This window comes from Pseudomonas sp. No.117, from assembly GCF_054558395.1.
This window is the reverse complement of record NZ_BAAJNP010000008.1, coordinates 85,850-100,037: the sequence shown is the minus strand read 5'-3', so window position 1 is coordinate 100,037 and position 14,188 is coordinate 85,850. Positions and strand designations below refer to the sequence as shown.

The following is a 14,188-nucleotide window of genomic DNA, read 5'->3' as shown; positions in this document are numbered from 1 at the left end:
GATGCAGATCCTGGTCTTTCACCTGGCCGGTCAGGCCGCGGCCCTGCCGACGGCAGCGATCCGCCAGGTGCTGCCCTATCTCGAACTCACCCGCTTTCCGGCGGCGCCTCCCGGGGTGGCCGGGCTGATGAACCTGCATGGGGTGGCCATCCCGGTGATCGATGTCACCGCCATGAGCGGTGGACCGGGCGCCCAGGCGCGGCAGGACACCCGCATCCTGCTGCTGGACTATCCCTTGCCCGGCGGCGCGAGCCGCGCGCTCGGGCTGGTGGTGGAAGGCGTCGCCGAAGTGCGCCGGGTGAGCGCCAGTACGCCGCGTCCGGCCGGTGTCCGCTTGCCCGGCTATCCCTGGCTCGGGGCGGTGCTGGAGTCGCCCGAAGGCCTCTGGCTCTGGCTGGAACCCCGCGACCTGCTCTCTCCCACGCTGGCCGCCGTGCTGTTCCAGGAGGCCGCGTGAAGCTCGATCCGCGCCTGGGCCCGCTGGTGCGCTCGCGTACCGGACTGGCCATCGCCGACGACATGCTCGGCCGGGCCATTCGCCAACGGCTGCGCGAACGCCAGGAAAGCGATGCCGAGGCCTACATGGCACGCATCCTCGACGACGAGGAGGAATTCGCCGACCTGCTGGACCTGCTGGTCATTCCCGAAACCTGGTTCTTTCGCGATCCCCAGGCGATCGCCCATGCGGCCCGCTTCGCCCAGGAACGCCACGCGCGGACCGGTTTTCCGGTGCGCCTGCTGAGCCTGCCCTGCTCCACCGGCGAGGAGCCCTACACCCTGGCCATGGCGCTGTTCGATACCGGGTTGCCAGCCCAGGCCTTCCAGGTCACTGCGGTCGACATCAATCCCCCTTCCCTGGAGCGCGCGCGACGCGGCCTCTATGGGCGCAATTCCTTCCGCGCCCGCGACCTGGGCTTTCGCGAGCGCTACTTCGCCGCTGACGGCGACCGGCATCGCCTGGCCGAATCGGTGCGCAACCAGGTGCGCTTTCGCCAGGGCAATATCCTGCAGCTCGGCAGCCTGCGCGACGGTGCCCCCTTCGACGTGGTGCTCTGCCGCAACCTGCTGATCTACTTCGATGACCAGACCCAGGGCCGGGCCCTGAGCCACCTGGCCGCGCTGATGCACGACGACGGCCTGCTCTGCGTCGGCAGCTCGGAGATGGTGAGCGCCATGCGCCACGGTTTCGCCAGCCTGGGTATCGCCCAGGCCTCGGCGCTGATCAAGCGCCAGGCCGGCTCGGCCGACATCGCCCGTACGCCGGCTCCGCCGCGGCGCAAGACCGCCGCGCGCCCGCCCGCCACCGTCACGCCGTTGCCGACCCGGTTGCGCGCCCGCACGCCGCCAACGCCCGTCCCTGTCACGCCAGCCACGCCCGACCGCCCACCCCTGGCGGAAGCCCAGCGCCTGGCCGATGCCGGGCGCGGCGCCGAGGCCGAGGCGCTGCTGCGCCTGCTGCTCGAACAGGACCGTAGCCAGGCGGGCGCCCACTTCCTGCTCGCCCTGATCCTGCCCGACGATCGCGCCGCCGAGGCCGAGCGGGCGCTGCGCCAGGCGCTCTACCTGGAGCCGGGGCACTACCCGGCGCTCTGTCGCCTGGCGCTGATCTGCGAAAGAGCCGGGCGACTCGACGAAGCCGGCCGCCTGCGTGAACGCGCCGCGCGCATCCAGACCCGCGGCGGTGCCGACGCATGAGCCTGACCCGCGACCTCGACGGCCTGGAGCGGGCCGCCTGGGCAGAACGCTACGCCCAACCCCTGGACGACCTCCAGGCCCGCTCGGCCAGTGCCCTGGTCTTTCGCCTGGGCGCCGAATGGCTGGGCCTGCCAGGCAGTTGCCTGGTCACGGCCAGCGAACCCACCACCGCCCACCGGGTACCCCATCGCCGTTCGCCGCTGCTGCGCGGCATCGTGCCGGTCCGCGGCCAGCTTCACCCCTGCATCGCCCTCGACCTGCTGCTGGCGGTGGCGCCGGCCAGCCAGACCCGCGGCTTTCCACGCCAGCTGCTGTTGCGCATCGGCCGTCGCGACTGGGCGGTGCAGGTCGACGAGGTGCTGGGCCTGCAACGCTACGCCCCGGGCGAAGTACAGCCCCCGCCGGCGACCCTGGGCGGCGCGCTGCTCAGCTACCTGGGCGGCGTCTACCAGGAAGGCCCGCACCAGGTCGGCCTGCTCGATCTGGCGCGGCTGGAGCGCGCCCTGGAAGAGGCCCTGCGATGAGCCAGCCACCGCGCGATGTGCGCGAGATGTCCCTCTATGATCTCTTCGCCAGCGAGGTGCAGAGCCATCTGCAGGCCCTCGACGCCGGCCTGCTGCGACTGGAGCGCGATCCCGCCGATGTCGGGGTGATCGAGCCCATGATGCGAGCGGCCCACTCCATCAAGGGGGCCGCACGGATCGTCGATCTGGACGGCCTGGTGGAACTGGCGCATGCCATGGAGGACTGTCTGGTCGCGGTACAGGCCGGCCGCCGGCAGCTCGGCGCCCAGGATCTCGACCGGCTGTTCCGCTGCGTCGACTTCCTCGGCGAGGTCAGTCGCCTGGACGAGGCCGCCGGCCAGCGCTGGCAAGCCGAGCAGCGCGATGCCCAGCGCGCCCTGGCCCAGGCGCTGAGCCTGGGCGAAGCCGCCCAGCCAGCGACCGCGCCGACCGCACCCTCGCCCACTATCCCGGCGGCACCTCCCGCCGTGGAGGAGCCTCCCGCCGACGCCGAGCGCAGCCGCGATCCCCTGCGCGTCGACAGCGGCCGCTTCAACCAGATCCTCGCCCTGACCAGCGAGGCGCGAGTCATGGGCCTGGGGCTGCACGGGCTGGTCCAAGGCTTCCAGGGCTATCGCGCGGAGCTACAGGGGCTGTTCGGCCAGACGCCCGCCGCCAGTAGCGAGTTGCGCCAGCGCCAGGAGAGCCTGCTCGACCGCTACCAGCAACGGCTGCAAGCCCTGGAAGCCTACGAACGCCGGCTGCTCGGGGTGTGCCAGGGCCTGCTGGACGAGGTGCTCGGCGTACGCATGCGGCCGCTGCGCGATGCCGTCCAGGGCTTTCCCCGCCTGGTGCGTGATCTGGCGCGGGGTCTGGACAAGGACGCCATCCTGCAGGTGGAGGGTGCCGATACCCTGATCGACCGCGAGGTGCTCGCCCGCCTGGAAAGCCCGCTCAACCACCTGTTGCGCAATGCTGTGGACCACGGCCTGGAAACCCCCGCCGAACGCCGGGCGCTGGGCAAGCCCGAGTCAGGCCAGATCCGCCTCGAAGCCCGCCACGTCGCCGGGCGTCTGCAGGTGAGCCTGCATGACGATGGCCGGGGATTGGACCTAGAGCGGATTCGCACCGCGGTCATCGCCCGTCGTCTGAGTCCCGCGCCGGTCGCCGCCAACCTCAGTCCTGAAGAATTGCTGGAATTCCTGCTGCTGCCCGGCTTCAGCCTCAAGGAAGCGGTGACCGAGCTGTCCGGTCGCGGCGTGGGCCTCGACGTAGTGGCCGATGCCATCCGCGCCCTGGATGGCGAAGTCCGTCTGGAAACCCGGCCCGGCGAGGGCTTCAGTACTCACCTGCTGGTTCCGGTCAGCCGCTCCATCGTGCGCGCCCTGATCGTCGACATCGCCGATGAGGCCTATGCCCTGCCGGTCACCCGCATCGAACGGGTGCTGCGCCTCGAGGCGAGCGAGGTCCATTCCCTCGAAGGCAAGGCCTTCTTCGTCCTCGGCGAGGATCGCCTGGGCCTGGTCGCCGCCCATCAACTGCTGGAACTGGAGGGCGCTCCGCCCAGCGGCGACCTGGCCGTGCTGGTGATCGGCGGCGGGGAGCGCCGCTATGGCCTGGTGGTGGACCGGTTGCGCGGGGAACAGGGCCTGGCGCTCAAGCCGCTGGACGAGATCTTCGGCAAGCTGCGCTCGGTCACCGCCGGCGCCCTGCTCGACGATGGCAGTCCGGTCCTGCTGCTGGACGTCGCCGACCTGCTCACCGGCATCGAGCGCCTGCTCGGCGAGGGGCGCCTGCGCCAGGTGCAAAGCGGCCAGGTGGCCGATACCCGCCGGGCCAAGCGCATCCTGGTGGTGGACGACTCCCTTACCGTGCGCGAGATGGAGCGCAAGCTGCTGGAAGGCCAGGGCTACCAGGTGGACGTCGCGGTGGATGGCATGGACGGCTGGAACGCCGTGCGCGCCGGCGAGTTCGACATGCTGCTGTCGGACATCGACATGCCGCGCATGAACGGCATCGAGCTGGTGGAACTGGTCCGCCGCGATCCCCGGCTGCATGCCCTGCCGGTGATGATCGTTTCCTACAAGGACCGCCCGGAAGATCGGCTCAAGGGCATGCAGGCCGGCGCCGACTATTATCTGACCAAGGGCAGCTTCCACGACGACGCCCTCATCACCGCCGTGCAGGACCTCATTGGAGCGCCATGAGAATCGCCATCGTCAACGACCTGCTGCTGGCCACCGAGGCCCTGCGCCGCCTGCTGGCCAGCGACGGACAGCATAGCGTCGCCTGGATCGCCCACGACGGCGAGGAAGCGGTGGCCCGCTGCGCCGAGGACCGCCCCGACCTGATCCTCATGGACCTGCAGATGCCCCGCCTGGACGGCATCGAGGCGACCCGGCGCATCATGGCGCAGTCACCCTGCGCCATCCTCATGGTGACCGCCACCCCCGACGACTGTGACGGCGTGTTCCGCGCCATGGGGGCCGGCGCCCTGGACGTCACCGCGACCCCGGCACTGAGCGGGGGCGCCGACGGCGGCGCCCTGCTGCGCAAGATCGCGCGCATCGAGCCGTTGGTCCGCCTGCCCGAACGCGCCGCCCGCGCGCCCTTGCCCACGCCGACGATGCCCACCGACGACACCCGCGCGACCAAGGAAGCCCTGGTGGCCATCGGCGCGTCTACCGGTGGCCCGGCGGCGCTGGTGAGTCTCTTCGACGGCTGGACACCGACCCCCCAGGCCAGCGTGGTGCTGGTCCAGCACATCGACCGGCGCTTCGCCCCCAGTTTCATCGGCTGGCTGGGCACCCAGATCGCCTGGCCGGTCACGGCGGCCCTGGCCGGTGCCCAGCCGGCGCCTGGCCAGGTCAGCGTCGCCCTGGGCGACGATCACCTGCAGCTCGACGGACGCGGGCGCTTCGCCTATACCGCCGATCCGGTCGATTACCCCTATCGTCCCTCGGTGGATGTTTTCTTCTCCAGCCTCGCCGGTAATCCGCAACGGGCAGGCAATGCACTTGGCATCCTGCTCACCGGCATGGGCCGCGACGGCGCCAATGGCCTGCTCGCCCTGCGCCAGAGTGGCTGCCCGACCCTGGCCCAGGACGAGGCCAGTTGTGCGGTATATGGCATGCCCGCCGCTGCGGTTAGAATGGGCGCCGCGGAACGCGTACTCAGCCCCGCGCAGATCGGTGCCTGGCTCCAGAGGCGCTTCGGCAATGGCGCGCGGAGCTCGACATGACAGGTCGCCAACAGGAGCGTTGGACGATGCAGCGGCAGGGATCCGCCAATTTGAGACGCGGGACGCCCGACTCCCGCCGGCACAAGGACTCGCAGTAATGGCCACGAACGAGGGCAGCGCCCTGGACAGCCTGACCGCACCCAAGGTGCGCCTGCTGCTGGTGGACGATCAGCTGATCATCATCGAAGCCTTGCGGCGGATGATCGCGGACCAGCCCGACATCGAGCTGCATTACTGCCTGGATGCCCACCAGGCGGTCACCATGGCCCAGCAACTCAAGCCGACCGTGGTGTTGCAGGACCTGATCATGCCCGAGATCGACGGCCTGGAGACGGTGCGCCGCTTCCGGGCAGAGCCGACCCTGCGCGACGTCCCCATCGTGGTGCTCTCCTCCAAGGAAGACCCCCAGGTCAAGGCGCAGAGCTTCGCCACCGGCGCCAACGACTACCTGGTCAAGCTCCCCGACAAGCTGGAGCTGCTGGCGCGGGTGCGCTATCACTCCGAGGCCTATGTCCTGCGTGCCCAGCGCGACGAGGCCTTCCGCTTCCTGCGCGAAAGCCAGCGACAGCTCGCCGAGGCCAACATCCAGCTGCAGAAGCTGGTGGCCATCGACAGCCTGACCGGCATCAACAACCGCCGGCATTTCGACCAGACCTACGAAGGCGAATGGCTGCGGGCCCGGCGCAATCGCCAGCCCCTGGCGTTGCTGCTGTGCGACGTCGACCACTTCAAGCGCTACAACGACACCTATGGCCACCTCAGTGGCGATCTCTGCCTGAAGAAGGTCGCCGCGGTCCTGACCGAGCAACTCAAGCGCCCGGCGGACTTGGTGGCCCGCTATGGCGGCGAGGAGTTCGCCATGGTGTTGCCGGAAACCGATGCCGAGGGCGCACTCAAGGTCGCCGAAGCCTGCCGCGCCGGCGTCGAGCGACTGCAGGTGGCCCATTCCGGCAGTGACCTGGGCTTCGTCACCATTTCCATCGGCGTCGGCAGCATCCAGCCGCAGAGCAACGACGACCATGAGGCCTTCATCGAATCCACCGACCAGGCGCTGTATCGCGCCAAGGCCGAGGGCCGCAACCGGGTCCACCTGCTGGTGGGCGGCATCAAGGGCGCCTGAGCCAGCGGCCGGCGCGGCTAGAAGCTGCGGCTGACCAGCCGGTTACGACCTTCTGCCTTGGCCTGGTAGAGCAACTGATCAGCGGCCTTGAGCAGGCCTTCCGCGGTCTGCTCGGGCGTCGGCTGGCAGCAGGCCAGGCCCATGCTCATGGTGAGCCAGAGGCGATCCTCCGCCAGGGGGTGGGCGATGCGTAGCTCGGCGATGCCCTGCCGGCAGCGCTCCAGCACCGCTTCCGCCGCGACCCGCGAGGCCCCCGGCAGCAGCAGCACGAACTCCTCGCCGCCATAACGTGCCAGACAGTCCCGCTCGCGGATGCGCTGTTCCAGCACCTGGGCCACCCGCGCCAGGGCCTGGTCGCCCGCGCCGTGGCCATGGGTATCGTTGTACTGCTTGAAATAGTCGATATCCAGCATGGCGATAGCGAGGGGGCCGCGCCGGGTCACCGCCAGCTGCCACTCGATGGCCAGTTGCTCGTCAAAACGCCGGCGATTGCCCACTGCGGTCAGCGGATCCATGTGCGCCAATTCTTCGAGGAGGCGCCGCTGCCGGGCCAGTTGCAGGTGCAACCGCACCCGTGCCAGCACCGCGAGCGGATTGAAGGGCTTCTGGATGAAGTCGCTGGCGCCCAGCTCGAAGCATTCGACCTCGCGGTGCAGGTCGTTGGCCGCGGTGATGAAGATCACCGGAATGGCACTGGTTTCGGCGCGACGCTTGAACAACTGGATCAGCTGCAGGCCGTCGATGCCGGGCATCACCACGTCCAGCAGGATGAGATCGGGGTGCTCGCGGGCGGCCTTGGTCAACGCCTGCACGCCGCTCTTGGCCAGCATGATGCGTGCCTCGTCGCGCAACAGATCGGCGAGCACCCGCAGGTTGCTCTTCTGATCATCGACGATGAGGATCAACGGCAGGTCGGGACGGCGCCCCTCCATCGGCAACTATCCCGACCGCGTTCCAGCCTGCCGTACCCGCCGCAACAAATCGGCGGTGGCATCGGCGGCATGCTCGAACTCGACGTCGTTCACCCACTCCCTGATCCGCACCACGTCGGCGCTGTGGGGGGTGCTGACGCAGGCACGCAGCAGGGTGTCGAGCACCTCCTCGGCGGCGAAATCCGACGTCTGCAGCAGTGCGACCAGGCGTTCGAGCAGGGCCTCCAGTTCTTCCACCGAGGTCTCCTCGCCACCAGCCCCGTCGGCCAGGATCTCATCGAGGGTCGCCAGGCAGCGTTCCGCCTCGGCGTGCAACCGCCGGACCTCATCGCCGATGGGCTGCGCCAGACGGATGCGGGTGGTCAATCGCTGGGCGGCCTCCTGCAGGCCGATGGCGCCGACGTAGGCCGCGGTGGCCTGCAGGCCATGGGCGCATTCGAACAGCGCGGTGACATCGTCGGCGGCGCGCCAGGCGGTGATCCGCCCTGGCAACTCGGCCTGCTGCACACGGAAATCCCGCATCAGTTGCTCATAGAGCTCGGCGCTGCCGCGCAGCAGGCGCAGCGCCGCCTCGGGCTCCAGCACGGCGCTGGCGCGCGCCCGCGCCAGCACCCCAATGTCCCTGACCTCCGGGACCTCCTCCACCGCCTTGCGCTCGGCGCGCTGCAGTTGCTCGATATTGGCCCAGGCCGCGATGATGCGGAACAGCTCGGCAGGATCGAGCGGCTTCACCAGATGGTCGTTCATGCCGGCATCCAGGCAACGCTCGCGATCGCCCGGCAGACCGTTGGCGGTCATGGCGATCACCGGCAGCTGGGCCAGCTCCGGCCGGGTACGCAATTCGCGAGTGGCCGTCAGGCCGTCCAGGCGTGGCATGTGCACGTCCATCAGCACCAGGTCGTAGCGCTCGCGTTCGAGCTGATCCAGGGCCGCCCGGCCGTCCTCGGCCACGTCGATGAGCACGCCGCTGCCCTGCAGGAAGCCGATGACCACCTGCCGGTTGATGGCATTGTCGTCCACCAGCAGCAGGCGAATGCCCTGCAGGTCCACCACACTCTGACCCACGGTCGGCGTTACCTCGGGCGCCAGGCCGAGGCCGGCCAGCAGCCGCTGCAACGCGGGACCGGTGACCGGCTTCTCCAGGAGTTCCAGCGCGCCGAGATCCTCGCCCAGGCTGCGGACTTCTTCCGCTTCGTAGGGCGAGGCCAGCAGCGTCAGCGCCAGTTCGGGCTCGCGCTCGCGCAGACTGCGCGCCAACGCCAGGCCATCCTCGGCACCCAGGCGCCAGTCGACGATGGCCAGTTCGAAGGCCTCCGTGGCCGTGGCCATGGCCGCCAGCGCCTGCCCGGTGGATTCCGCCTCCACCACCTGCATGCCCAGTTCGCGCAGGCGCTGGCCCAGGGTCCGCCGGGCCAGGCCATGGTCGTCCACCAGCAGCACCTGCCGCGGCGTCTGGCTGGGCGGCCGTTCCGCCTCGCCCACCACCGGCAACGTCAGCCGCAGGGTGAAGCAGGAGCCGCGGCCCGCCTCGCTGTGCACGTCCAGGGTGCCGCCCATGAGTTCGGTGAGCTGGCGCGAGATCGCCAGCCCCAGCCCGGTGCCGCCATAGCGACGGCTGATCGAGCCGTCCGCCTGGGTGAAGGGCTGGAAGAGTTGCGCCTGCTGCGCCTCGGTCAGGCCGATGCCGGTGTCTTCGACCGCCAGGCTGAACTGCGCCAGGCCACCCTCGCAGACCGCCCCGACGCGGATCAGCACATGGCCCCGCTCGGTGAACTTGACGGCGTTGCTCAGCAGATTGACCAGCACCTGCTGCAGGCGCAGCGGATCGCCTTCCAGGGCCAGGGGGATATCCGGTCCGCAATCCAGCACCAGTTCGACCCCCTTCTCATGGGCCTTGAGGGCGCAGAGGTTGAGGGTGCGTTCGAGGACCTTGGCCAGGTTGAAGCCGAGGCGTTCGAGCTGGGTCCCGCCGGCTTCGTTGCGCGAATAGTCGAGGACGTCGTTGATCACGCCCAGCAAGGTCTCGCCGGAATCGAGGATCTTGCCGACATGGCCGCGCTGTTCGCCGGACAGCCGGGTGCCCAGGGTCAGGCGGCTGAGGCCGATCACGGCATTGAGCGGCGTGCGGATCTCGTGGCTCATGGTCGCCAGGAACAGCGACTTGGCCGCTGCCGCTTCCTCGGCGCGAATGCGCGCCTGGTCCAGCTCGCGGGTGCGTTCACCGACGCGCTGCTCCAGGGTTTCGTAGATCTGCGCGTGCTCCAGGGAAATGGCCGCCTGGGTGGCCAGGATGTTCAGCACCTGCAGCCGCCCCGGGGTGAAGGCCTGGGCCAGCAGGTTGTTCTCCAGATAGAGGATGCCGATCAGGCGCCCCTGCCGTAGCACCGGCAGGCAGCACACGGAGCGCGGACGCCGTGCCCGGATGTAGGCATCGCGGACGAAGCGGCCGGCGCGGGCGGCGTCGTCGAGAATCACCGCTTCACGGTGGCGGATGACATGGGCTACCAGGGTCAGGGGCACCAGGCCTTCGCCGGCCTCCTGCTCGTTCATGGCCAGCGGCAGGCCCTGCAATACCTGGGGCTCGACCGCGCCGCTGGAGACCGAGGCCTGCACCAGCCAGCGACCGCCTTCCGGCAGCAGCAACAGGCCATGCTGGGCACCGCCCTCCTCCAGGATGATGCGCATCATCCGCACCAGCAGCTGATCCAGCGCCAGTTCGTTGGAAATGGTCTGCAGCGACTTGAGCACCGACAGCCAATCCAGCCGCATCATCTCGCTGGTGGACTGGCCCTGGGTGCGCTGCACCGTCAGGGCGCTGGTCTCGGCCACGCGCAGCCAGTGCGGGAATTCGTTTTCCAGGGCCTGGGCCTTGGCCGTCGCGCCCCAGTGCAGGTAGCTGCGCTGGGCGTCCTGCAGATAGGTACGGGCGATCCGCGGGCGCTCCTGCTCCAGCCAGAATCGGCCATAGAGTTCTTCCGCCAGGGCCGCGCCCTGGCGGAAGCCATGCTGCCGCGCCGACCCCAGGGCCTGCTCGTAGAGATCCATGGCGGCCGCGACGCGACCCTCGCGGCGGGCCAGTTCGGCATCCACCAGGTCGCGCTTGTGGGCGAAGTTCTCCGGGCACTGCGCGGCCCAGCCGGCCAGGCGCTCGCGGGCGGTCTGCACCTTGGCCAGCGGCTCGCCGGTCAGTTCGCCCTCGGCGAGTAGGATCAGCGCCTGGTAGAAGGCATGTTCGGCGATGCTGAACCAGCCGAAGGTCGCGGCCAGCGACGCTTCCATGGCCTCGGCGTGTTGCCGGGCCTGGGGCAGCCGGCGGAACAGCAGGGCCGCCTGCATCTTGTTGAAGTCGTAGTAGTTCAGACAGAGGACATGGCCGCTGTCCCGCATCTGCCGCACCAGGGCCGCTTCGTCCTGGCCCTCCTCGTCCCAGGTCTCCTGGCTCGGCGTGAGGCCCTGCAACAGGCGCAGCGACTGGCGCAGGATGGTGAAGATCTCCAGGGTGTTGGGATCGCCGATGCCCAGCAGGATGCGCTCGATCTCGCCGGTCTCGGCGAGGATGTCGTCCAGCGACGCCCCGGCGTGCTGCAGGTGCTTGAGGATGTGAAAGGCGCTGTAGGCGGTGAAGATGATCTCGCCAGTGCGCTGGCCTGCCGCCAGGGCCTCGCGCAGCAGGGTGACGTTGTCGGCGATGGGGCTCGACCAGGGGCTGTTGGTCACCGCGAACATGGTGTAGACCTTGCACTTGAGCGGCAGATTGCCGGTGCGGTCGACCAGGTCGACGGCCAGGCGCCCGACCTGGTAGCCCAGTTCGTAGCGGCCGTGGAAGGCCGAGAGCAGCGAGCCATAGTTGGCGTAGCCGAAGGGCGAGAGATCGCCGTTGCCGTACTGGATCGACAGTTTGACGATGCGCATCACCGCCAGCAGGCTCATGGGCAGGTCGACGTTGATCGCCGGGCCCCAGAGCAGGCCGAGCAGGCGGATCAGCAGTTGCGCGCGCGGATCCTCCATGCGCGGCAGGTCGAGCAGCGCCGCCGGAGTCCGCCCGGCGAGCCAGGCCTCGACCTCCAGGCTATCGGCGCCGATCGCCTGGTTGATGTCTTCCGGCGCCTCCGGCCAGGGCTCGCCCAGCACCTGGATGCCGGCCTTGGCCACCGCGAGCGCCTCGGTGAAGCGGCCGAGGCCGCTGTAGAGGTCGATCTGCAGGGCGCGGACGCCAGCTTCCTCGAAGGTGGTACGGGCCCGCGGCAGCAGCAGCTCGCAGATCCGCAGGGCCTCGCTGGCATCGCCACAGAGATGGGCCACTTCGGCCCACTCTCGGTACAGCTGGAACAGCAGCACGTGGCGCCCGTCCCAGGCCGCCTCGTCGATCAGGCCCACGGCGGTGCGCAGAAAGTCCAGCGCCGCCGGATAGGCATTGGCCTGGCGTGCCTTGCGCGCGGCCTCCAGGTTGAGCTCCAGCAGCTGCAGGCGTTCGGCGGGCGTCTCGAGCAGATTCAGCGCCAGATTGAGATGATTCACCGCCTCCAGCCGTGCACCGCTGCCTTCGGCCAGATACAGCTGGCCGGCCCGCAGGTGGACCCGCTCGCGTTCGGCCGGTGCCAGCAGCGAATGGGCGGCGTGGCGCACCTGGTCGTGCAGGAAGCGGTAGCGGGTGGGCGTGGCCTCGCCCGCCTGCTCGCCCTCCGGCTCGGTGAGCAGGCCTTCCTGGACCAGCGCCTGGCAGCGCCGCCGCACGTCGGCGGGTGAGTCCGCCATCAGCTCGGCGAGGCGGTCGCTGGAGAAGCGGGTGCCCAGGCAGGCCGCCCATTGCAGCAGCTGCGAGGTCGGTGCCGGCAGGTCCTGCAGCTTGTCGACCATGAAGTCGACGACGTTGTCATAGACGTCCAGCGCCTGGATGCGCGCCAGCTCCCAGTGCCACTGGCCGCTCTCGCCGTCGAACTCCAGCAGGCCTTCCTGCTGCAGGCTGCGCAGCAGCTGTTCGATGAAGAAGGGGTTGCCGAGGGTCTTGTCCAGGCACAGCCCGGCCAGGGCCGCCTGGTCGGCGGCGGGCGCCGGCAGCAGTTCGGCGATCAGCCGCTCGATCTCGGCCCGCGACAGCGGCCCCAACGCCAGGGTGCGCACCAGCGCGGCGCCGAGCAAGCGATCCAGGCCGCTGCCGGCCAGCTGTTCTTCGCGGTGCGTCGCCACCAGCAGCACGGGGGCCTGTTCGACACGACCCAGCAGACGCTCGATCAAGCGCAGCGAAGCGGCGTCGGCCCACTGCAGGTCGTCCAGCCAGAGCAGCAGCGGCCGGCTGTCCGCGGCGAAGGCAAGCAACAGCGCGATCATGGCTTCGTCGAAGCGCTGCTCGGCCTGTAGCGGCGGCAACTCGGCCACCGGCGGCTGCGGCCCGAGCCAGCTGGCGAGTTCCGGCGAGACGTCGGTCAGGACCCCGGCGTTGCCGTCCAGCGCGCCGATCACCCGTTCGACGAAGGCCTCGCCCAGGGTCTGGCCGACCTCGACCAGCTCGCGCATCGCCTGGCGCAGCGCGCCATAGGGTACGCCGCTGCCGAGGGTCTCGAACTTGCCGTGGGCCATGATCACCCGCTCGCCCTGCCGGCGGACGAAGGCCTGGACCAGCGCCGACTTGCCCACCCCAGAGCTGCCCCGGACGAAGACGGCCTCGATCCGGCCGAGGGTGGCCCGGGCCAGCGCCTCTTCGAGCAGGCGCAAGGCACTGCCCCGGCCCTGCAGGGTACGCACCGGCATCAGGCGTGCCGGGGGGTCCTGCTCGCCCAGGACGAAGGGCGTCGAATCCCCGGCCTGGTAGGCCGCCTGGCAGCGCTGGAGATCGCGCAGGATGCCGAAGCAGCCCTGGTAGCGCTCTTCGGCGGCCTTGGCCATGAGTTTGTCCACCAGCGCCGCCAGCATCGACGGTACGGCCGGCACGCGCTCGACCAGGGACGGCGGGCGCATCGCCAGATGCGCGTGCATCAGCTCGAGCGGATCCTGGGCGCTGAAGGGCGGCTCGCCACAGAGCATCTCGTAGAAGGTCACGCCCAGGGCATAGAAGTCGCTGCGATAATCCTGGTGGCGACCCGTGCGACCGCTCTGCTCGGGCGCCAGGTAGGTGAGCGAGCCTTCGAGGCGCGCCTCGCCGCCATTGATGTCACCGAAGACGGTGGCGATCCCCAGGTCGGTGAGTCGCAGGCTGCCGGTGGTGCAGTTGCAGACGATGTTGCGCGGATTGAGATCGTTGTGGGCGATGCGCAACCGGTGCAGCCGTGCCAGGGCGCGCACGATGGCCGGGGCCCAGTCGAAGAAGGCGTCCAGTGCCAGGGGACCGGCGGCGAGCAATTCGCCCAGGTCGGTGCCGCCGATATCCTCCAGTACCAGCACCTGCCGCCCCTGGTGCTCGACCAGGTCCAGCGCGGCGCTCACCGCCCCGCTGGCACTGGCGCGGCGGGTCAGTTCGAATTCCTGGCGCAGGCCGGCCAGGGCCTGGGGCGTGGGATAGTCGGCGGCCAGCAGCTTGAGGATCACCGGCTGGCCATCCGCCAGGCGCGTTCCGCGATAGATCAAGGCATGGCGGCTTTCGCTCACCTGCGTCTTGCTGCTGTAGCCAGGAATCCTCAACACCGCGCTCGCCTCGATCCTCGGCTGACCGGGCACGCCGGACCAGCACCTCAACTATTTAGGTTGCCTTGCTAAAGTCTCA

General features: G+C 69.8%; 8 protein-coding genes. 6 read left to right on the top strand and 2 right to left on the bottom strand.

The window, feature by feature from the left end; all coding sequences use genetic code 11:
• The first annotated feature begins 1 nt into the window (after position 1).
• From ACYJP6_RS19725 to ACYJP6_RS19700, 6 genes are all read left to right on the top strand, one after another.
• Positions 2-457 (top strand): chemotaxis protein CheW, encoded by a 456-nt coding sequence (locus ACYJP6_RS19725; protein WP_459477068.1) that lies wholly within the window; start codon positions 2-4, stop codon positions 455-457.
• The gene (locus tag ACYJP6_RS19720; protein WP_459477066.1) at positions 454-1,695 is read left to right on the top strand and encodes a CheR family methyltransferase; all 1,242 of its coding nucleotides are present in this window, start codon (positions 454-456) and stop codon (positions 1,693-1,695) included. Before ACYJP6_RS19725 ends, ACYJP6_RS19720 begins: the two co-directional genes overlap by 4 nt.
• The gene (locus ACYJP6_RS19715; protein ID WP_459477064.1) at positions 1,692-2,219 is read left to right on the top strand and encodes a chemotaxis protein CheW; all 528 of its coding nucleotides are present in this window, start codon (positions 1,692-1,694) and stop codon (positions 2,217-2,219) included. The genes ACYJP6_RS19720 and ACYJP6_RS19715 overlap by 4 nt, the downstream gene beginning before the upstream one ends.
• A complete protein-coding gene (locus tag ACYJP6_RS19710) occupies positions 2,216-4,405 on the top strand; it encodes a hybrid sensor histidine kinase/response regulator (protein WP_459477062.1) in 2,190 nt (729 codons plus the stop codon). Before ACYJP6_RS19715 ends, ACYJP6_RS19710 begins: the two co-directional genes overlap by 4 nt.
• The gene (gene cheB / locus ACYJP6_RS19705; protein ID WP_459477059.1) at positions 4,402-5,439 is read left to right on the top strand and encodes a chemotaxis-specific protein-glutamate methyltransferase CheB; all 1,038 of its coding nucleotides are present in this window, start codon (positions 4,402-4,404) and stop codon (positions 5,437-5,439) included. Before ACYJP6_RS19710 ends, cheB begins: the two co-directional genes overlap by 4 nt.
• 97 nt (positions 5,440-5,536) lie before the next feature.
• Positions 5,537-6,559 carry a GGDEF domain-containing response regulator gene (locus ACYJP6_RS19700; RefSeq protein WP_459477057.1) on the top strand — a complete coding sequence of 341 codons (1,023 nt, stop codon included), beginning with the start codon at positions 5,537-5,539 and terminating at the stop codon, positions 6,557-6,559.
• Positions 6,560-6,576: 17 nt separating this feature from the next.
• Here ACYJP6_RS19700 and ACYJP6_RS19695 read toward each other — a convergent pair whose 3' ends face one another.
• Both ACYJP6_RS19695 and ACYJP6_RS19690 read right to left on the bottom strand, forming a co-directional pair.
• A complete protein-coding gene (locus ACYJP6_RS19695; protein ID WP_459477055.1) occupies positions 6,577-7,491 on the bottom strand; it encodes a diguanylate cyclase domain-containing protein in 915 nt (304 codons plus the stop codon).
• A 6-nt stretch (positions 7,492-7,497) separates the two neighbouring features.
• The gene (locus ACYJP6_RS19690) at positions 7,498-14,073 is read right to left on the bottom strand and encodes a response regulator (RefSeq protein WP_459477052.1); all 6,576 of its coding nucleotides are present in this window, start codon (positions 14,071-14,073) and stop codon (positions 7,498-7,500) included.
• Positions 14,074-14,188 lie beyond the last annotated feature (115 nt).

Bases quoted from the DNA above. Each gene is read 5' to 3' on its own strand.
- ACYJP6_RS19710 (WP_459477062.1), top strand. From the start codon at position 2,216: ATGAGCCAGCCACCGCGCGATGTGCGCGAGATGTCCCTCTATGATCTC.
- ACYJP6_RS19700 (WP_459477057.1), top strand. From the start codon at position 5,537: ATGGCCACGAACGAGGGCAGCGCCCTGGACAGCCTGACCGCACCCAAG.
- ACYJP6_RS19695 (WP_459477055.1), bottom strand. From the start codon at position 7,491: ATGGAGGGGCGCCGTCCCGACCTGCCGTTGATCCTCATCGTCGATGAT.
- ACYJP6_RS19725 (WP_459477068.1), top strand. From the start codon at position 2: ATGCAGATCCTGGTCTTTCACCTGGCCGGTCAGGCCGCGGCCCTGCCG.
- cheB (WP_459477059.1), top strand. From the start codon at position 4,402: ATGAGAATCGCCATCGTCAACGACCTGCTGCTGGCCACCGAGGCCCTG.
- ACYJP6_RS19715 (WP_459477064.1), top strand. From the start codon at position 1,692: ATGAGCCTGACCCGCGACCTCGACGGCCTGGAGCGGGCCGCCTGGGCA.